The sequence below is a fragment of the Bacteroides sp. Ga6A2 genome (assembly GCF_000702225.1).
Lineage (GTDB): Bacteria > Bacteroidota > Bacteroidia > Bacteroidales > Bacteroidaceae > Ga6A1.
Window position 1 is genome coordinate 24,547 of the sequence record NZ_JNKX01000011.1, and the last position, 18,600, is coordinate 43,146.

General features: G+C 41.2%; 19 protein-coding genes and 1 pseudogene. 4 read left to right on the top strand and 16 right to left on the bottom strand.

The features are described from left to right. The first annotated feature begins 24 nt into the window (after positions 1–24). Entirely contained in the window at positions 25–963 is a 939-nt protein-coding gene (locus T538_RS0102460) for a ribose-phosphate pyrophosphokinase (RefSeq protein WP_031531929.1), read from the top strand. Between the two features lie 76 nt (positions 964–1,039). Continuing rightward, positions 1,040–1,831 carry a hypothetical protein gene (locus T538_RS0102465; protein WP_155992961.1) on the top strand — a complete coding sequence of 264 codons (792 nt, stop codon included), beginning with the start codon at positions 1,040–1,042 and terminating at the stop codon, positions 1,829–1,831. Positions 1,832–1,908: 77 nt separating this feature from the next. On the opposite strand, the gene T538_RS0102470 is transcribed toward T538_RS0102465, so the two are convergent. Then, the gene (locus T538_RS0102470) at positions 1,909–2,214 is read right to left on the bottom strand and encodes a Dabb family protein (RefSeq protein ID WP_031531932.1); all 306 of its coding nucleotides are present in this window, start codon (positions 2,212–2,214) and stop codon (positions 1,909–1,911) included. Positions 2,215–2,744: 530 nt separating this feature from the next. Here T538_RS0102470 and T538_RS16940 point away from each other — a divergent pair. Next, positions 2,745–4,043 carry a permease gene (locus T538_RS16940; RefSeq protein ID WP_034538780.1) on the top strand — a complete coding sequence of 433 codons (1,299 nt, stop codon included), beginning with the start codon at positions 2,745–2,747 and terminating at the stop codon, positions 4,041–4,043. Between the two features lie 585 nt (positions 4,044–4,628). Here T538_RS16940 and T538_RS17535 read toward each other — a convergent pair. From T538_RS17535 to T538_RS0102500, 3 genes are all read right to left on the bottom strand, one after another. Then, a complete protein-coding gene (locus T538_RS17535) occupies positions 4,629–4,943 on the bottom strand; it encodes a hypothetical protein (protein WP_031531936.1) in 315 nt (104 codons plus the stop codon). An 87-nt stretch (positions 4,944–5,030) separates the two neighbouring features. Further along, positions 5,031–5,594 (bottom strand): outer membrane beta-barrel protein, encoded by a 564-nt coding sequence (locus T538_RS0102495; protein WP_031540758.1) that lies wholly within the window; start codon positions 5,592–5,594, stop codon positions 5,031–5,033. 235 nt (positions 5,595–5,829) lie between these two features. Continuing rightward, positions 5,830–6,342, bottom strand: a complete 513-nt coding sequence (locus T538_RS0102500; RefSeq protein WP_031531938.1) for a flavin reductase — start codon at positions 6,340–6,342, stop codon at positions 5,830–5,832. A gap of 194 nt (positions 6,343–6,536) precedes the next feature. On the opposite strand from T538_RS0102500, the gene T538_RS0102505 reads away from it, so the two are divergent. Continuing rightward, positions 6,537–7,028 (top strand): hypothetical protein, encoded by a 492-nt coding sequence (locus T538_RS0102505; protein ID WP_031531939.1) that lies wholly within the window; start codon positions 6,537–6,539, stop codon positions 7,026–7,028. Between the two features lie 89 nt (positions 7,029–7,117). On the opposite strand, the gene T538_RS0102510 is transcribed toward T538_RS0102505, so the two are convergent. From T538_RS0102510 to T538_RS0102565, 12 genes and pseudogenes are all read right to left on the bottom strand, one after another. After that, positions 7,118–8,737, bottom strand: coding sequence for a glycosyltransferase family 39 protein (locus T538_RS0102510; protein ID WP_031540759.1), 1,620 nt, complete (start codon positions 8,735–8,737; stop codon positions 7,118–7,120). 15 nt (positions 8,738–8,752) lie between these two features. Beyond that, positions 8,753–9,721 (bottom strand): glycosyltransferase family 2 protein, encoded by a 969-nt coding sequence (locus tag T538_RS17540; protein ID WP_031531941.1) that lies wholly within the window; start codon positions 9,719–9,721, stop codon positions 8,753–8,755. Positions 9,722–9,724: 3 nt separating this feature from the next. Beyond that, entirely contained in the window at positions 9,725–10,672 is a 948-nt protein-coding gene (locus T538_RS0102520; RefSeq protein WP_031531942.1) for a glycosyltransferase family 2 protein, read from the bottom strand. Positions 10,673–10,676: 4 nt separating this feature from the next. Further along, on the bottom strand, positions 10,677–11,561 hold the full coding sequence (locus T538_RS0102525) for a DUF4422 domain-containing protein (RefSeq protein ID WP_031531943.1): 885 nt from the start codon (positions 11,559–11,561) through the stop codon (positions 10,677–10,679). A 19-nt stretch (positions 11,562–11,580) separates the two neighbouring features. Beyond that, a complete protein-coding gene (locus tag T538_RS17545) occupies positions 11,581–12,540 on the bottom strand; it encodes a glycosyltransferase family 2 protein (protein WP_051655828.1) in 960 nt (319 codons plus the stop codon). Then, complete coding sequence (locus T538_RS0102535) at positions 12,528–13,319, bottom strand: glycosyltransferase family 32 protein (RefSeq protein ID WP_031531946.1); 792 nt, start codon at positions 13,317–13,319, stop codon at positions 12,528–12,530. The genes T538_RS17545 and T538_RS0102535 overlap by 13 nt, the downstream gene beginning before the upstream one ends. 63 nt (positions 13,320–13,382) lie before the next feature. Beyond that, a pseudogene (locus T538_RS19195) lies at positions 13,383–13,529 on the bottom strand (DapH/DapD/GlmU-related protein); the annotation flags it as partial. A 554-nt stretch (positions 13,530–14,083) separates the two neighbouring features. After that, the gene (locus T538_RS0102545; RefSeq protein WP_051655829.1) at positions 14,084–14,701 is read right to left on the bottom strand and encodes an acyltransferase; all 618 of its coding nucleotides are present in this window, start codon (positions 14,699–14,701) and stop codon (positions 14,084–14,086) included. Positions 14,702–14,757: 56 nt separating this feature from the next. Continuing rightward, positions 14,758–15,834, bottom strand: coding sequence for an acyltransferase family protein (locus T538_RS17550; RefSeq protein ID WP_031531950.1), 1,077 nt, complete (start codon positions 15,832–15,834; stop codon positions 14,758–14,760). Further along, a complete protein-coding gene (locus T538_RS0102555) occupies positions 15,831–16,631 on the bottom strand; it encodes a glycosyltransferase family 2 protein (RefSeq protein ID WP_051655830.1) in 801 nt (266 codons plus the stop codon). The genes T538_RS17550 and T538_RS0102555 overlap by 4 nt, the downstream gene beginning before the upstream one ends. Beyond that, on the bottom strand, positions 16,628–17,485 hold the full coding sequence (locus T538_RS17555) for an alpha-1,2-fucosyltransferase (protein WP_031540760.1): 858 nt from the start codon (positions 17,483–17,485) through the stop codon (positions 16,628–16,630). The genes T538_RS0102555 and T538_RS17555 overlap by 4 nt, the downstream gene beginning before the upstream one ends. 6 nt (positions 17,486–17,491) lie before the next feature. Further along, on the bottom strand, positions 17,492–18,421 hold the full coding sequence (locus T538_RS0102565) for a glycosyltransferase family 4 protein (RefSeq protein ID WP_369794964.1): 930 nt from the start codon (positions 18,419–18,421) through the stop codon (positions 17,492–17,494). Positions 18,422–18,600 lie beyond the last annotated feature (179 nt).

Here is an 18,600-nt window from a genome sequence, read left to right on the forward strand (position 1 = left end):
CAAAACATATATCATTTCAAAATAATGAGCGAAAGAGCACCTTTTGGAGTATTCTCGGGTACCAAGACAAGATACCTTGCAGAAAAAATTTGCGCAGCCCTCGGCTGTCCGCTTGGTAAGATGGACATCACCCACTTTGCTGATGGCGAGTTTGCCGTCTCATTCGAGGAGTCTATCCGTGGAAAAGTAGTTTTCCTTGTACAGTCAACCTTCCCAAACTCTGACAACCTGATGGAGTTGCTGCTTATGATCGATGCAGCCAAGAGAGCATCGGCAAAGAGCATCGTTGCCGTTGTGCCTTACTTTGGATGGGCACGTCAGGACCGTAAGGACAAGCCAAGAGTTTCTATCGGCGCAAAACTGGTTGCCGACCTGCTGAGCGTTGCCGGCATCGACCGCCTCATAACAATGGATCTACATGCCGATCAGGAGCAGGGATTCTTTGATGTTCCGGTAGACCATCTGTACGCATCGACAGTTATGATGCCATACGTTCAGAGCATGAAACTGAAGGATCTCTGCATTGCTGCCCCTGATGTTGGCGGCTCTAAGCGTGCCAACACATACGCAAAATACTTCAACTGCCCTCTTGTGCTTTGCAACAAGACACGTGCAAAGGCTAACGTTGTAGCAACAATGCAGGTTATTGGCGACGTAAAGGGCAAGGATGTTATCATCGTTGACGATATGGTTGATACAGCCGGCACAATAACAAAGGCCGCAAACATCATGAAGGAGCAGGGTGCAAACTCGGTTCGCGCCATCGCATCGCACTGCATCATGAGCGGTCCGGCAAGCGACCGTGTTCAGGATTCTGCCCTCGAAGAGATAATCTTCACAGACTCAATCCCATACACCGACCGCTGTGCCAAGGTTAAGCAGATATCGGTTGCCGAAATGTTTGCCGAGACCATCCGCCGAGTAATGGACAATGAATCAATCAGTTCTCAGTACCTTATTTAATCAGAACTGATTCTCAACAAGATACAAAATCCGGATGCATTTATTTAATGTGTCCGGATTTTTCAGAATACACAATATGATAAACAAACTATTAGTCATAATCTTTGCCTTCACCTTGTGCAATAACGCCAATGCTAAATGCAATGCCGATTTGTTTGCCGACAAAGTAAACATCAGCATTTGGATAAACGACATCTTTTTCGAAAGTAACTTTACAATTACCGAAAATCAACTTGTTTACAGTCGAAAATATTGCAACGTTGAAAAACAGAAATCAAACAACAACGGGAAAATACGCAAGATTGTTTTAGACAACGATTCGGCTAAAACATGTATCGAATACGCAAGAAATCTGTTCTTCGAACACAATAGACATCTCGTAAGAAGCACGAAATCAGAAGAGAAATCATACGATACGCCAATAATCAAAATAACCTACTACAAAGGAAAAGACATCATACTAAAAAAGTGTTTTCTGTATTCAGAAAAACTTGCAGAATACGACGAACAGTTCACCTTTATGTACCAGTTTTTCAATTCGGTAATAAATAAGGAGAACAAAATTGTCGGCTACAAAGAAAGTGAGTTTTTCTGGCTTGAATATGACAATATTGACATGTTTCAGCAAACAGAAATAAACCGCAAAACTCAAGAGGTTTTCAGCAATGATTCATACGGAACAATACTAATCTTAAAAAAGTTAGCAGAATACAAAGAAGAACTCAACAAAAAATACAACAAGAAAAGGTTCAATTCGGCAAAACGAATTAAGCATAAAATCCAGAAAACAAGAAAGAAAAACCTTAAAAAACAAAAAAGATATTACAACAGAAACATAAAGAATCTGTCGCCAACAACATCTGTATAAAAACCGAAAAATCCATCATCACAATTCTTCAGTTTGAATTTTGATGATGGATTTTCAGCCTTTTCTTCGAGAAGAAATCAAATCTCGAAATCGAGGCACGAACGCTGAACGGTGTAAGGTCGAACCTTTCCGTTTGCCACGGCAACATGCTCAGGATGAACGGCATAGCCCTTCAACGCCTCTTCCGACTCAAGCGTACTATCGAGCATAACATCGGCATTCGACGAAGCCAGACGGCCGTCGATGTTAACCTTCACGTCAATAAGTCCCGGAACCTTGCCGACCAAGCCTTCGAGTCCTTCCTTTATACCTTTCTTAACACTCGACTTCTCCTCTTCTGAGAGTTCGGGACTCAATGTCCACAAAATTATATGCTTTACCATAATCTTATATTTTAATTTGTTATTTGTGAAAATTACATCTGCAAATGTAAGAAAAAAATTAACATCACGCAGCACTTTCGGCTTATGATGTTACGTCAAATCGGCTTTAATTCACCTATATTCGTTGTAAACCTTCACTAAATATACGGCTTATGTGCGGCTTGCTTCTCCGAACCTTCTCCGTACCTTCCCCGTAGCTTCCCCGTTCCTACCCCGTAGCTACTCCCTTACCATCCCCTTACTTTCGGCTTACTAACGGCTTACCATCGGCTTGGCATCGGCTTACTTCAATATAGCTTGCCTCAATGTAAAATCTATCTTGATGTGAATTTGCAACTTTCTCTACTAAAGAAATTGTCAATTGTCAACTGTCATTTGTGGATTGCTTAAATTTTTTCAACTTTCAAGTTTCAATTCTCAACTAAGCAAATTATCAATTGTGAATTGTAAACCTATCGGCGTTTTTGCCTTTCACTTGCAAGAATTATTGCATACTTTTGCAACCAGAAAACAAAAAAAACAAATACATTATGCACGAAATTATTCACCTCATCAACGAGATGTCGCCCTACCTTCTTCTGGGCTTCCTTCTTGCCGGACTGATGCATTCGTTTATTCCCGGCTGGTATTACACAAAGTTTCTTGCCAAGAAATCGTTCCGAAGCGTTATAAATGCCGCTCTCTTCGGCATTCCGCTGCCGCTCTGCTCGTGCGGAGTAATTCCAACGGCAATGTCGCTGCGCAAGGAAGGAGCATCGAAAGGCGCGGTAGCCTCGTTCCTAATTGCCACCCCGCAGACGGGAGTAGACAGCATAATTGCCACATTCAGTCTGATGGGACTACCTTTTGCCATTGTGCGCCCAATAGCCGCCCTTCTGACTGCCGTTTTTGGAGGAGCAATGGTAAATACAACCGATGACAGCAAGGAGAAACCTGTAGAGACAAGCGATAAACACAACGACCACAAACACGAGGGATTTATTGATAAACTGCGCGAGGCTCTGGAATATGCATACATCGAGATGATGGAGGACATTGGCAAATGGCTTGTAATCGGTCTTGTAATAGCCGGACTGATTACAGTCTTCGTCCCAGCCGAAATGTTTGCCATCTTCAACGGAAACACGCTCGCATCTATGCTATTGGTTCTGTGCATCGCCCTTCCAATGTACCTGTGTGCCACCGGAAGCATTCCGATTGCCGTGGCTCTGATGATGAAGGGGCTTACTCCGGGCGCGGCACTCGTTCTGCTGATGGCAGGTCCGGCATGCAACTTCGCATCGATGCTGGTAATCCGAAAGGTGCTTGGCGTGCGCACTCTCATCACATATCTGGCATCAATAATCGTCGGCTCGATAGCCTTTGGATATATGATTGACTATCTTCAGTTTAACGGAATAGTCAATTTTCTCGAGCATCTCACCTATCAGCAGGCTTGCTGCGCCGAAGGCGACGGCTGGTTTGAGTGGGCTTGCACCATTCTGATGATTCTGATGCTGATAAATGCCATCGTTCTGCCAAAACTCGGACTTCGCAAGGCACACCACTGCCATTGTCACGACGGGCATCATCACGATGAGGACGGCTATTCGTGCGGATGTGAATCTGACGAGTGTCACAGCGAGCAGAATGTAGTAAAATATATTGTTGAGGGCATGAACTGCAACCACTGTCGCATGAATGCAGAGAAGGCTCTACAGCAAGTCGAGGGCGTTGAGAGCGCAACGGTAGACTTGACTTCGAAAGAGGCTGTAGTTAAGGGCTCTGCCACCGAGGAACAACTCAAACAAGCCATCGAAGCAATAGGCTTCGAACTGAAAAAGGCATAAAAAACGACCTCCGCACAAAGTTTCAATCTATTGTGCGGAGGTCGCTTTTTGCTTCTGAAACAAATATCAAAGTCTGAAATAAACGCCGAACATCAGAGACGATTTCATATCGAATTCGAAATTGTTCTGATTGCTTTTGTCGTCTGAAAACTTAGTTCTGGAATAAACATAACTGAGATTGCCGAAATGAGCCTCAACCGAAACGAAATCGGCCAACTTATAAAAAATTCCCGGACAAACAAACACGCCAAAGGTGTTTATCTTTGGTTCATACACCTCGAAACGAGTTGAACTATAAGAATATCCATCGGCGTTGTATGTAAATCCTTCTTCAAAATACGGAACATCAATTCTGCCTATCTCGGTTACTCCCTTAACCGTGCTTCGGTTGTATGCAAATCCGCCATCTACAAAAAATGTTACCTTGCCAGCATTTGCAAACTTGTATCGTGCAAAAGCTTGAATATCATAAGAATATATTTTCTGATTGGTTTTATCCCAAAACGGTCATTAGAAAAAATAAGTAGCAAAATGTAAGTTGGTTTAATTATTCAGAGTCAATCATTAGTACTTTTTGCTTATATTTTATAGGCTCTGGATACTTATCTGAACATTATGTAAGGCAAAATTTCTAATGACCGATTTGGGTTTATGGTACTCGAAACTGTTTATTCCATTATCTACATAAATTTCAGAACTCAACTTCGGATTTGTACGACTATATCCAACGGCAGCACCAACCGACCATTTTTCGTTCAAATCGAAGAGAATTTCGGGTTTGCTGATGAAACTCTTACTATCGTCGGAATAACTATATCCCAACTCGCCACCAAGCCATACCTGAGCTTTCGCAGTTGCGGCAGACAAAACGACAAACAATGTAAGGATGATTTTTTTCATGATAAAAGATTTAAAGCAAAATCGCCATCATCCGTTTCTTCTGAAAGATGATGGCGATTTGCATATGCTTTTACTGATTATTTCGAATTAGAACTTGAAGTAAACACCGAAAGTGAATGCAGATGCAGCCTTCAAATCAAATGAATTAGTCTTTGATTCAACACCGCCACCAACATCAGCTTTTCTGAACATATAGCTCAAATCACCAAGGTGTGCATCGAAGCAAACATTGTCGCTAATCTCGTATGAAAGACCCGGCTTAAAAAATACTCCATAAGTTTCTGCATTATCCAATTCACTTCCATTGAAATGCTCTGACTGATAACGAACGCCACCATCAATGAAGAACTTTACATCACCAGCCTCAGCAAACTTGTAACGAGCAAATGGATCGAAAGACCAAGTATTAGTTCTCTCATTATCATTATGATAGAAGCCAACACCAATACCAAGAGACCAATTTTCATTCAAGTCGTAAACCAACTCAGGCTTGAAAGTAAATGTCTTATTCTCATAAATTTTTTCAGACAAATCACCCTTTTCACGCTCTGTCTTAGTGCTATAAAAACCAAGTTCACCACCGACCCAAAGCTGAGCCTTTGCAGTTGTTGCAGCAAGTGCGATAACTGCCATCAAGAAAAATTTCTTCATGTTAATTGTTTTTAATAATTTAACAAATCCTTTATATTTTGCTCGGCAAAACTAAAGCATAAATGACAAATATCAAGTATTCGATACGCCAAAACATGCTTTACAACACATTTTCTTGACAAATATCAAAAAACTGCGCAAAAAAGGTCGGCATCTACAAAAAAGCCGACCTTTTATTCTGTTTATTCAATTTTAATGTTACGAATTAAACACAATTCTTCCACAAAACAAACGATTATTTTGTATAAACGCTCTCGATTTCAACGATATACAGAGTATGGTCTGTTCCGCCAGCATTGGCGTTGTAGAACTTCTTGTACAACTCGGCATCGGCAAAATCAGACTCAATCATATCCGTAGCGAAGAGTTTTCGACAGCAGACAGTCATTCGCGCCTCATCGAAAGTCATTGTTCCATCCTCGAGTTTCAACGGAGTAAGTCCGGCAAGCGCAACCTTGTCGCTATCTCTTCCGCTCTTACTTCCGCAAATCTGCAATGCTTTTCGGTATTCTTCGGCATAGAACGAAAGCGTAAGACGGCTGTTCTGCTCGATAAACTGGTGAGTGTATCGCTCCTTGCGCACGAAAAGGAAGGCAACCGGTCTGTTCCAAAGCCAGCCCATTCCGCCCCACGAAGCCGTCATGGTGTTAAAGTTGCTGCTGTCGCCAGCGGTTATCAGCATCCAGTCCTTATTTATAAGGTCGAACACGTTTTCTTTTGCAAGAACCTCAAAATTTAATTTGTTCATAATAAATTCATTGTTTTTCGTTATTCGTTGTGCAAAAATAGTCATAAAATCGGTGCATCCATAACTCCGCGAGCCATTTGTGTGGCAAAACGCCGCAATTTGGCACAAAAAAAGCACCCAACCGACAAATAAATAAAATTATTTTATATTTTTGTAGCCGATATGTTTAATTATTAACAAATTGAAGAAACAAAATGAAGACAATAAAGAAACTGATGATGCTGCTTGTTGCGGTATTCTCACTAATGACATTCTCGGCATGTGATTCCGACACAACCACAAGATGGGAACTCGAAGGTGTTTGGACTGGCGACTTTGCTATGCAGCTTTATCTTGGAGGTCATTACAGCAAAGAAGCTTACAAGACAACTCTTTATTTATACGACAATAGAGAAGGTAAACAGGTTGACTATTACAGAATAGGTAATACCTCAACCATCGACACAAACTACTTTACTTGGGATGTAAGAGGCGGCAGAATCATAATGAATTATGATGACGGCACAATGCGCGGACAAACAGTAACAATAAGCAGTTATACCTTGTATAACGGATATTGGGAAGGCATCGTTGATAATCAGCATTTTAAAATGTTTAAAGAGGCCAGCGCATACGACAGCTACTACGATAGCTATTACGCAAAACAGCGCAACAATACATCACTGCAATCAGCAGAGGAAGAATAAGACAAAAACTCCTTGCAGAAGCGATTTTTCTGCAAGGAGTTTTTTACAAATTACATCTGCGGATTATTCGCAGGGCAAGACGCCAAAACTTATTTGCCTTTTACTGGTTTATAAACAGAATACGCTTCACTCTTATAAACAAGATAATAACTATCATTATACGATTTTACAAATCTAAGTTCTGAATTCTCGGCATCGCTCGAATAATGTTCAACAATAACTATCGGTAATTGTTTGTTTCGGGCATAAGCCTTCTGCATCTCATTATACACTCTGTCTGCCGAATGCCAATTCCTAACTCTCAGCACAAATGGGGATACCGACGCATAGTTTACAATATACAAATCGGAAGTAGAAGGAACAGCAAGACACTTATCCTTGTCGATATATTGACTTATAGTATTGAGTTCGGAATACTGCTTAAACTGCTCTTTAGTGATTTTTATTCCACCGATGGTTTTGTTATCTATTTCATATTGCTTACCGCTAACAGTATTCTGAATATTATCTCCAACTCTATAGACAAACAAAAGGAAGAATAATAAACAGAATAACTTTGCAGACATCAAATTATATCGTCTTATTTCGTTAACTATAACATATACAACAAGCGGAGTTGACAGGTATAGCGCATAATATCCTACGGTTTCCAGATACATATCAGAACCTAAAGGTATTACAAAAATCATATAGATTATGCTCAGACAAACGAATGCCGACTTTAGGTCACGATTACGGTATAAATAGCACAATAATGCTAAAACGTGGACAGAGTACAGAAAGACAATCCAACGTACACCATAGAACAAGAAAAGCACAGATGCACCAAAAAAGGAAACCAAAAGCCAATTTGAATAACTTTTAAAACGAACATCAATAAATCGCAACAGAACCCAAAACAAACCTAACGCACCTCCGTATATTACAGTCATCTTTAAGAAATACAAAACAACCAGAATCATAGAAGCCATATTATGAGACTCTGCACCAGACTCAGCAACACCAGCGAGCGATTTTAGTCCTACAATATAAGCACCAAAATGCCCCAAAGACAACATCAACATTATTACGACAAACACTCCAACAAGTGTGCCGCAGAAGAAAGCCTGCAGATGTTTTCTTATTGATTTTTTACAAAAGAAACAGAACAAAACAAGAAGGAAACCCAATCCTAAATATACCAAGTTAGGCGTTCTTACAAAGATATTTATTCCTACAAGGAACCCAGATATTGCAATTTTCCTATACGAGCCTTTTTCAAATCCGTTGACAAAAAAGTATAAAATCCATACGGCAAACGTTACAGACAGCGAATCGTAATAAAATTCCATTTGTCTATCATAAAAACATACTACAGGAATTAGTAAACTCAACATAAGTATTTTATTCGTCATTATGTTTTTGTACAACAGACAAAGTCCCAAAAGCATAATAGTATCACTACATACCTGCAAAAAGCGCAATCCTAACAATTCATTTTCATTCCATACAGACAAAAAAACATGTCCCAACAAGTTCGCCATATAGAAGTTTTGAGTAAACGGCATCGCATCGGCATTATTCAAAAAAAGCTTATAAGATAGAATATAATAAATTGAATCACCACATATTTTCCAGTATGGCAACATTACTATCTTAAACAAAAATATAAGAGCAAATACGAATATCAAGAAATAATTCTGCTCAATAAATCTTTTAAAAACTGTCATTTTCAACTCGCAAAACTAAAACAACCGTTTATAAAATACAACAATATTAAGAAACAGCGAAACTGAAAAAGTCAGAAACAATGCCTCGGTTTTAGCAAAGAGACTTCCGCTGTTATTCAAGCAAAATACAAGATGGGCTTTATTTGCCTCAACAGCCTTTATGTAATCGCGTTTCTGTGTTTTATTCATCATTGGACAATCGCATGTCCATATCATATTGGCAATGTCAGCTGCAAACTTCAAAAAACATCTGTCTTTCTTGTATTCGTACAGTTTTATAGCAGAATCGACAACGGCAAACAAACTATACGGTTTACGCTCGTTGAACTTGTTTGTTATCGATGTTTTCTGAATAATATACTCGTATATTGATTCAGGAACATAAGTTATTCTCTCGGCATAGCCGAACAGTTTCAGTCCAAATTCAACATCGTCAGGAACAACGCCGTCGGTAAACGAAATGTTATGTTTTTTTAGATACGAAGCAGAAATTATATTCCTCCATGGACAAACAACGTAGTTTTTCTTGAAGAAATTTACGCCATTTATGCTTTTTGAGGCTGGCATATCTCTTTTTTCCACAACTAGTTCGTCGGGATAATGAAATCTGGCATCGAAGGTTATGATTTCTTGGTCGGGATAGTCAGATATGGCTTTCAGAGCAACTGCCAGACTGCCGTCTGAAACATAGTCGTCGCCATCGAGAATCCACAGATACTCGCCTTTGGCAACAGACAATCCTGTATTCTTGGCGGCACAAACGCCTCCGTTATGCTCGTGGCATACCAAGCGAATGTTTCTGCCAGAATGTCCTGAAATATAATCGGAAATAACTCTTACAGACGCATCCTTAGACACATCATCAACTACAATGACTTCAACATCGGCATTGTTCGTATCATCGAGCTGTTTAACCACGCTGTCGATGCATCGAACTATCACAGCCTCGAAATTATAGCATGTTATTATTACAGACAGTTTCATTGGTTACAAGTTGAATTTATTGATTACACGCAGGGCAAGACGCCAGCCAAACAACGATTTCAGAATCGTCAAGGTTCTTCTTTTGGGCAGAATGAACGAAAGTTCGTTTTCGCGCAATCCGTCGAAGAATACCCGCTCTACATCCTTCGAAAACGGATAATTCTCGTATAGCCAATATCCGTAGCCACGAGATATGGCATTTCTGTTCTCTTCGGTATTCTGATAGTCGAGAATCATCTTGGCTATGCCTTTGAAGGTTGAAATATACGATGCCAACGCTTTTTCATTCTTGTTTCGGCTAACCGTACCCTTGCGCTGCCTCCAAATGGCATATTCATTCTTGCCAGAGAAAAGCATCTTGTCGGCAGCATTGTACACACGAGAAAAAAACTCGCCGTCCTGATTCTTCAGTACGCTCTCATCCCATCTGCTAACAGAATCGACAATATGACGCGGAACAAGATGGCAGTGAGGACATCTGAATCCAGCTCCAGTCCAAATGCCAACAAGCATTTCAATACCCGGAACAAAATCGTGGTCGATGGTTGTAGGAGGCTGCCACAATCTGCCATCCGCCTCGAGCATATAGATTGGAGAAAAGGCGGCAGAATCGTTTGTTCCTCGCTGCATTATTGCATCCATCAGCGACTGGATGTGTCCTTTTGTTATAAAGTCGTCGGCATCGTGAAACATCACGTATTCGCCGCGGCTCATCTCGAAAGCATAGTTCCGTGCCGAATTTCCGCCCTTCTTCGGATTTGTGTAAAGGCGGACTCTGTCCGACAGAAATCTCTGCACCACCTCGACCGAATTATCGACAGAATGGTCGTCAACAACGACAATCTCAATATTCGGATAAGTCTGGGCGAGGCAACATTCTATCGTCTCGGCAACAAATCCCCCAGAATTGTAGAGAGGAATCAATATGGATACTAAAGGTAATTTTTCCATGTTGTCAGATGTTGTACCCGTCTCTTCTGCAATTGTCATCAAAATCAGAATCCAAGTCTGGGAAAGAGTGGTTGAACGGCTGACTCAACCTAAAAATAAAGTTGCTTCGCCATTTGTTAAGCAGAATTTTAAACGGACTCATATTCTGCCCGTCATCCAGCATCAGAACTGGCAGATGCTTTATTTTCAATCCGTTATGCTGGCAATAAAGCGGCAGCAGAATCTCGCCCATAAAGCCGTATGTGCGTTTCTGGAAAGGATAATCAACCACCTTTATATATCGTTCAAGTTCCTCTAGCATCGGGAAAAGCCATTGGCAATAATCCTCGAAAATTTCCTTTCGGGTGAAGAACATATTGTAGGCAATCCATCGATTGTCCATGCACCAGAATTTGTGGATGCTCTCCTTGTATTCAGGATGATTTTTCAGCAGAATTCTGCCAAGCAGATGATATTCTTCGGGAAGATGCGCCTTTATGTAACACTCCGAAACAGATTCGTTCATGTACCACGGATTTGGAAGAATGATGTCGTAGTTGCCAAGCACCTCGTCAGGATTCTGCCACGTTTTTTGCAATTCGCAGAAATCTTCTACCGACATGTGCCTTACATAGTCGATTTTCGAAGTTTTTTTTGAGAAATCAAAATAGCGACGATAGTGAGCCAGACCGACATAATCATAATCCTTCAGATTCTTCCATGCCCAATAAAGTCCCGTCAATTCGCAATAATTAGGATTCTTGCTACTGATGTTGTCGCCCGTATCATCGCCGTCAAATCCAAGATTTACAGACGATTGAGCCTTACCCACCTGCAAAGGACGGAACACATCGTTGCTCAGAACAAAATCGTTTTTGTGAGCACAAACTATTATTTTGCTTTTTACCATAATTGCAAATGTAACTCTTTTATTTCACTTTTGAAAGCAACGAGAGAATTTTGTCCTTACCCGATGCCGACAGAGGTTTCAGCAACGCCAAAAGTCTGAATTTCTTGTTCTGGCAAGATGAAACCGAGTCTCCAAAGATTTGCCAGAACAGATTGTGAAGTCTGATTCTTTCATCGGGACTCAACTGCTTGATTTCATGAAGGTAGCAAGCCGTTGCCATATCAACTTCAGCCCTCAGAATCTCGGAATAATATTCATCAGAAAATAGTTCTTTGTAACGTGCAAAAGTCAGACTCAAACCACGAAGCGTGTAATAATATGTGTAGTCGTTCTTTGGCTGCAAGAAGAAATAGTGATAATGGCACTCGGGCAACATTCTGATGCTCTGCACATGCTTCATGTAGTGCGTAATAAACTCCATGTCCTCCTGACATTTCATGTCCTCGCGGAAGCGGATTTTATTGTTTTCGATGATACTTCTCTTGTACATCATAGTCCACAAGTAGCCGAGTTGATTGCGTTTGTAAAGCATGAACAGCGCGCTCTTCAAGTCGCCTTTCTGCAAAGACGCCTCGCGAACCTCGTCGAAATCGAAGGTCTTTGAATACATTTTGCCGTCCATGTGCCAGAACCTTCCTTGAACGAGAACGTCGCTGTCGGCAATGTTTCCGATGAAAGCCGAAAGATAAGTAGGCTCAAGAATATCGTCGGCATCGACAAAACAGATGTATTCGCCTCGTGCTTTGTCGAGTCCTGTGTTTCGTGCTGCACTCGCGCCTCGGTTTTCCTGACGAATATAGACAAACCGACTGTCGGCAGCGCTGAAATCACGACAGATGGCAGGACTTCCGTCGATGCTGCCGTCATCAACCAGAAGCACCTCAAAATCCTTAAAATTCTGAGATGCCACCGATTCGAGGCACTCCTTCAGTCGCGCCTCTGCCTGATAAATCGGGATTATAATGCTTATTTGCAGCATCGCCTTATCTTGTTTACAATTTTCTCGCCGATTCTCCACAGCGGATAGAAAAACGGATAGTAGTTCCTAATCTTGTAACCGATGCCCGATGAATGCTCGGTCCAGCTTCCGTTGCAGAGGTGAATAGCATAACTTTCTTTCGAAAGCATGAGTGCATTTCCGACGAAAATATCGGATTTGTAAATGTGCATATCATCGGCGAGATGCTGTTCTTCGTCAACGTAACGATAGCCGTATTTTTCCATCTGCTTGGTAATGTACAAACCTATGACCAAATCGCACGTTTTGTTTACATCGAATGTCTGCTGATTGTAGAAATCGAGGCAATTCTTCAGAAAAGACAATCCTGCCGACGCCCCCATGATAGCAGCCTGAACACCGAATCCCTTCACGCTCTCGTCGGTCGTATTCCTGCCTTCCGAATCGAGTTTCTTCGCCTCGACATCGTTATACACGCCCGGGTTTATCTCGTGAGAAGTGAAGAAGTTGCAATCGAGAAACTTATCGAAATTCCGGAATACTCTGACATCAGAATCCATATAAATTCCGCCTTCGGTGTAAAGGGCATAAAGTCTGATGTAATCGGCAACAAAAGCCCACTTGCGAGCCTTGTAAGCCTCGCGGACAAACGGAACGCTGTCGAAATCGAAACTATCGGAATCCCAGACTTTTATCTTGTAATCGGGCAGAAATTCCTTCCATGTGTCGATACATCTCTTGATAAAAGGCGGATATTCCTCACCGCTAAACCAGCACAAGTGTATTATTTTCGGAATCATATTTCAATAGAACATGGTATGGCTACCATCGAATTTATATTTCAGATTTTTATTTCGCTCGCCAATCTGCCTTGCCGGAACACCGCCGACAAGCATGTAAGGCTGAACATCTTTCGTAACTACGGCACCGGCAGCAACAACCGCTCCCTCGCCAATCTCCACTCCCGGCAGAATGGTTACATTCGGACCAATCCACGCGTATTTGCCGATTTTCACACGTTTCGTGCCCGGCGAACAAGCAAACATCGGGTCGTTATAGTCGTGCTGCTCCGTCCATATTCTAACGTCGGTGCTGATGTTTACCTGTTCAGCAATCTCAATGCCATTGCGCGCATCGAGCAAACATCTGTCGCCCACAACCGTAGCCTCGCCAATCTTCAGTCGCGACGGACAACGGATTTCCGCTCTGTAATAAATAACAACATCTTCCGCCAACTGAATCATATACAGATGTTTATAAAGAAATCTGCGGATATAATGCGACGGAATAAAGCCAATTTTAATTATCAGATATTTCTGGCTATACGACTGTACAAGAGTGATTAAGAAGTGCTTTACCAATGATTTCCTTTCTTGCTCGGCACATTGAGGCGCGCTCGCAGAACCGTTGTTTCCGTCGTCTTGTGGCATATTGGCAAACATCCGGCTTTCGCGCTTATTATAAAGCCATACAATAGGCAGCGACAAGACGAAAACGACATACGGCATCAGCCACAAGAATGCGACGGCGGCACACAAATATATCATGAAATCCTTAATCTTAATTATACATTCTCCCATTCAGAAGTTTCTTCATTATACTTTTTTATAATCCTTGCCGGATTTCCGGCCACTACGCAAAAATCCGGAACACTATGCGTAACGATGCTTCCGCCACCGACAACGCAATGCTTACCAATAGTAACGCCCGAATAAATCTGACATCCCAAGCCAAGCCAACTGCCCTCGCCTATTCTCACAGCACCCTTAGAAACGATAGGCTGCTCGTTTATCGGTTTTGTTATATCAACATAGTCGTGGTCACGGTCCGAAATATGAACATTTGGAGCAAAAAGCACATTGTCTTCTATCGTAACTTCAAAACTACATCCTATCCGGCAAGCCTCGCCAATGCGAACATTGTTGCCAATCTTCAGAATAGGCGGCTCGGAAGAACCGGGCTTGCAAGCCGACACACACAATTCAACATCACGACACAACTGCACGTTCTCTCCCATCTCAACATTTTCGGGATGCGAAACACGCACATTCCTCCCTAAAAATGTTGAATGATGCGACTTTCTGAACGGTTTCAGAAACCACCAAAGTCTGACGAGATACGGAATGTGAGTTATACGATATTTCCAATTGCCCATAAGCGTCGTTATTACTTTCTTTTCCATAAATAAATTTGTGTATCAATGGAATTACATTTCAACATAAAAACGAAATTAAAACTTCATCTTTTATGCAAAGAAAACAAATTATTTATTAATCGCAAAGATTTTTGCTTAATGCCCTCAACAAAATACATTATCACCAAAGGAACTGCAATACCAACAATAGTATATGCACAACACCACAAAATGCCATTGTAGTTAAGAATGACTGTAAAATCAGACATATTTTTAATTGTGAGATCGTCGTAAATCAGAATTTTTACAAAACTTACCAACTTGAAAGCCAAAATATGCAAAGCTAAAATATACAGAGAATCATTGCCCAATATGATAAAAATACGCTTTAACCTTTCCGTTTTGCAAATTCGCTTTGACACATAATAAACAAGATACATACCGAGAATAGTTACAACCATATACTGCCAATAGCCCCAGAAATCCTGAGACACAAAACTCAAACCACGAAAACGTGAAAATACAATCAGCAATGCAAAGCTGAACAATGCAACAAAAGCGTTCATCTTGATTTTTTCTTCGTATCGATGCCACATCTCACCTACAAACAAAATATAAACAAGAACAAACGAAGATTCTAAATAAAAATCCGTTCTGAATGCGCTTTCAAGCAAAAACACTCCGAAGAACATTGAACAAGCGACAAAAACCGTTAGCAAAAGATTTTCATACTTCGGCTTTAAGAGAAAAACAGCATATCGGATTACAAAATATACAGCAAGGCACATTATGGCACTGATTATATACCAAAATGGCATTAGCAGCAATTCCGAAGGAACGAGTTTGCACACAACAAAGCATCTTCGGACAATATCAGACAAAGAATATTGGTTTTCATAAATATGTAGACTTGCAAGAAAATTATGCAGTAAGATAAATGCAATCTGCCACTTTACAAACGTCAGATACAACCCTTTAAATTTTCTTTTCACAAAATCCATTGGATTTTCGAGATATTCCTTTTTGAAAAAATATCCCATTGAAAAGTAGAATACAGAAATATGGAACAAACTGAAAAAAATGAACAGCCATGCAGGACATCCACTATGAAATATCACAATCATAGATATTGCCAATCCTTTCATTACAGAAAGAACTTCGTTCGACTTTTTCTTGCTCATAATCCTACTTTTAGAAGAATTTTTGCTACGAACGACAAAATTTTCGCCACACAACTTTCACCATCAATATTATTCATTATAGAATGAAATCTGTCGATAGAAGAATTGTATCTTTCCTCATATTCGCGGACAATCGGCTGCGGAAAAAGTTGTTGCATAACGCTGTGTTCCTCGGCAAGTCTTGTGTCTTCGTTGTAACTTACACCATTCAAATCGTATTTGGCAACGATTATATTGAGATGCTGATACAAACGCTCGTTTTTTACAAGTTCTTGCAACCAGAATTTCCAGTCGGCACAGATCTTCAAAGTTTCATCATACGGATTATCAAGCAGCAACTGCCTTTTTATGAATGCAGACTGATGATTTATGCCGATATACACTCTCCAAAGTGTGATGTATTCAGGAGCATAGGCATAGCGGTTTTCAGACTCGTTTTTGTAAAAATATGTATTTCCAACGGCGATGTCGACGCCATCTTTCAGTTCCTTAGCCACGCACTCCAGAACATCGTTGGAATAAAACGAATCTCCCGAATTCATAAATATACAATATTCGCCCGATGCATGCTGAACGCCCTTGTTCTGTGCATTATACACGCCCTTGTCCGGCTCGCTAACACCAAAAGTTATGTACTTTCCGTACTCTTCGAGCAAAGCAGCACCGCCATCTGTCGAGCCGCCGTCGATAACTATCAGCTCATAGTCGGTAAAAGTCTGGCATACAACGCTGTCGAGCGTTTTCCGAAGCCCTTCCTTGTTATTGAAATTTATGGTTATTATCGAGAATTTTTTCATTCTATAAAATATTCTTGTTTCTGTTCATCGAGTCTGATGCGCTTGCCGTTTTCGAATAAATCAAGCGAAACAATCTTCGAAAAAGACTCCTTATCGACATTTATTTTCTCGCTGAGAATCAGACATAACGGAACGTCGCCATAGAAAGATGCCCACTGCGAATAACTGCTAGGAGGTCCGATGATAAGGTCGCATCTGCTAAGAGCGTACAAATCGGTTATTCCATCGGATTTTTCAATCATGAACATATCGCAAGCATCTTCGGAAATACAGAATTTCTCGTTCGAACAAATAAAAAATCGGATTTTCTGGCCCTCATATAATGCGCGAATCTGCTCGACGATACGCAGATAACATTCGTCAGAAAAATAATATTTTCCGCCAAGATAGGATTTGTAATCGCCTCGCCTGATGTGAACTCCGACCGTTATGCCATCGAAATCATCGAAATATTTGCCGACCTTCGAAACGATTGACTCGGCAGGTCGGAGAAGTTTAACAATTTTCGGTTTCTGCTCCGAGATAAAAGATTTGTCGTTACGATGCTGCCATCCGTCTATAAAAGAAAGAAGTTTCACCTCATCGAGATTTCGCAAATCTTTCTTTATCTCTAGATTAAATTTTTCAGAAAAAGTGATGAATCTCCACGCAAGGAAAGTCGGCTCGGGACTGTCATTCGAGAGCATGAAACGCAACATTCCGCAGCGTTTTAGATGCGGGAACGCATCGACATATTTCTTGCTGGCAAAGAAAACGTACATTCTTTGCTGACGGTGCAATGCGTAGGCAAGTGCCGGAACGAAAGCCCACAGGCGGTTGCACATCTGTGCGTAATGTTTAACGTAGAGTAGCATCTGCTATTATATTTTATGACAAACCATTTTATAGACTTCGGCAAGTTTCTGCGCCGATTCTTTCCACGAATAATTATTCAAGGCTTTGTGTCCTTTGTCAATTAAAGCTTGTTTCTGTTCGTTCTGCAAAGTTAAGAAATTTCTCAGACATTCCGTCAAAGTGTTTTCTTTTTCGTTGAGAGAAAAATACATCGCTCCGTCTTTTGCAATCTCTGGAAAGCAACTTGCATTGTTCAGCAAAACGGGGCAACCGCATCGCCATGCCTCTAGAATTGGGATTCCGAAACCTTCGTAGAGCGACGGATAGATGAAACATTCGGCATTGACATACAATGTTGCCAGTTCGTCGGCCGAAACGAACATCTGATGTACTCTGTCCTCTATTCCGTGTTGTCTGAACAACGTCATTTCATCGGCAGAGAAAGGCGTTCCGGTGCAAACGATATTCAGATTCTGACGTGCGCGCATAATCGGCAGCACAGCCTCGATGAAAGGCACAAAATTCTTGTACGTCCACCGACTTCCGACATACAAAATGTATGGATATTCAATCGGCTTGTCCTTTAGCGAATACGACGACAAAGCCTTCGGCGCACCATGATAAATTACAGTAATTTTATCCTCGGGAATGCCATAAAGTTCAATCACATCTTTCTTTGTATTCTCACTCACAGCCACGATGTGGTCGGCTCTCTGAGCGAGTTCCTTCTTGCGTCTCATCTCCAAACCAGAGAGCGGAAACATCTCTGGATATCTCTCCATAGCCATGTCGTGAATCGTTACAACAAGAGGCTTGTCCCCCAAATAAGGCAAGAAATAATCATCGAAGAACGTTGGATGAAACACGTCGAAATCACCTTTTTTCAGCAAATCTATGCAGATGTCTCTGTCCATAAGATATTCGTTCAGTTTTGTTTTCTGAGCTTTGTACCTCAACGTTCTGTATAATATTTTGCAAGAAAATGCTTTCCTGTAAAGGTGTTCTATCGGCATCATGTAGACATTCTCACACATGGAAGCACCCACAACAGCCTCAACATCATCCGGAAGACAATGAATCAGTTCGGCGAAACAACGCGATACTCCACCGTGTGTCTGCATCTGAAATGCCTGAA

Excerpts from the sequence above, each read along its gene's own strand:
- T538_RS0102460 (WP_031531929.1), top strand. The coding sequence starts at position 25 with ATGAGCGAAAGAGCACCTTTTGGAGTATTCTCGGGTACCAAGACAAGA.
- T538_RS0102465 (WP_155992961.1), top strand. The coding sequence starts at position 1,040 with ATGATAAACAAACTATTAGTCATAATCTTTGCCTTCACCTTGTGCAAT.
- T538_RS0102470 (WP_031531932.1), bottom strand. The coding sequence starts at position 2,214 with ATGGTAAAGCATATAATTTTGTGGACATTGAGTCCCGAACTCTCAGAA.
- T538_RS16940 (WP_034538780.1), top strand. The coding sequence starts at position 2,745 with ATGCACGAAATTATTCACCTCATCAACGAGATGTCGCCCTACCTTCTT.
- T538_RS17535 (WP_031531936.1), bottom strand. The coding sequence starts at position 4,943 with ATGAAAAAAATCATCCTTACATTGTTTGTCGTTTTGTCTGCCGCAACT.
- T538_RS0102495 (WP_031540758.1), bottom strand. The coding sequence starts at position 5,594 with ATGAAGAAATTTTTCTTGATGGCAGTTATCGCACTTGCTGCAACAACT.
- T538_RS0102500 (WP_031531938.1), bottom strand. The coding sequence starts at position 6,342 with ATGAACAAATTAAATTTTGAGGTTCTTGCAAAAGAAAACGTGTTCGAC.
- T538_RS0102505 (WP_031531939.1), top strand. The coding sequence starts at position 6,537 with ATGAAGACAATAAAGAAACTGATGATGCTGCTTGTTGCGGTATTCTCA.
- T538_RS0102510 (WP_031540759.1), bottom strand. The coding sequence starts at position 8,737 with ATGACAGTTTTTAAAAGATTTATTGAGCAGAATTATTTCTTGATATTC.
- T538_RS17540 (WP_031531941.1), bottom strand. The coding sequence starts at position 9,721 with ATGAAACTGTCTGTAATAATAACATGCTATAATTTCGAGGCTGTGATA.
- T538_RS0102520 (WP_031531942.1), bottom strand. The coding sequence starts at position 10,672 with ATGGAAAAATTACCTTTAGTATCCATATTGATTCCTCTCTACAATTCT.
- T538_RS0102525 (WP_031531943.1), bottom strand. The coding sequence starts at position 11,561 with ATGGTAAAAAGCAAAATAATAGTTTGTGCTCACAAAAACGATTTTGTT.
- T538_RS17545 (WP_051655828.1), bottom strand. The coding sequence starts at position 12,540 with ATGCTGCAAATAAGCATTATAATCCCGATTTATCAGGCAGAGGCGCGA.
- T538_RS0102535 (WP_031531946.1), bottom strand. The coding sequence starts at position 13,319 with ATGATTCCGAAAATAATACACTTGTGCTGGTTTAGCGGTGAGGAATAT.
- T538_RS0102545 (WP_051655829.1), bottom strand. The coding sequence starts at position 14,701 with ATGGAAAAGAAAGTAATAACGACGCTTATGGGCAATTGGAAATATCGT.
- T538_RS17550 (WP_031531950.1), bottom strand. The coding sequence starts at position 15,834 with ATGAGCAAGAAAAAGTCGAACGAAGTTCTTTCTGTAATGAAAGGATTG.
- T538_RS0102555 (WP_051655830.1), bottom strand. The coding sequence starts at position 16,631 with ATGAAAAAATTCTCGATAATAACCATAAATTTCAATAACAAGGAAGGG.
- T538_RS17555 (WP_031540760.1), bottom strand. The coding sequence starts at position 17,485 with ATGCTACTCTACGTTAAACATTACGCACAGATGTGCAACCGCCTGTGG.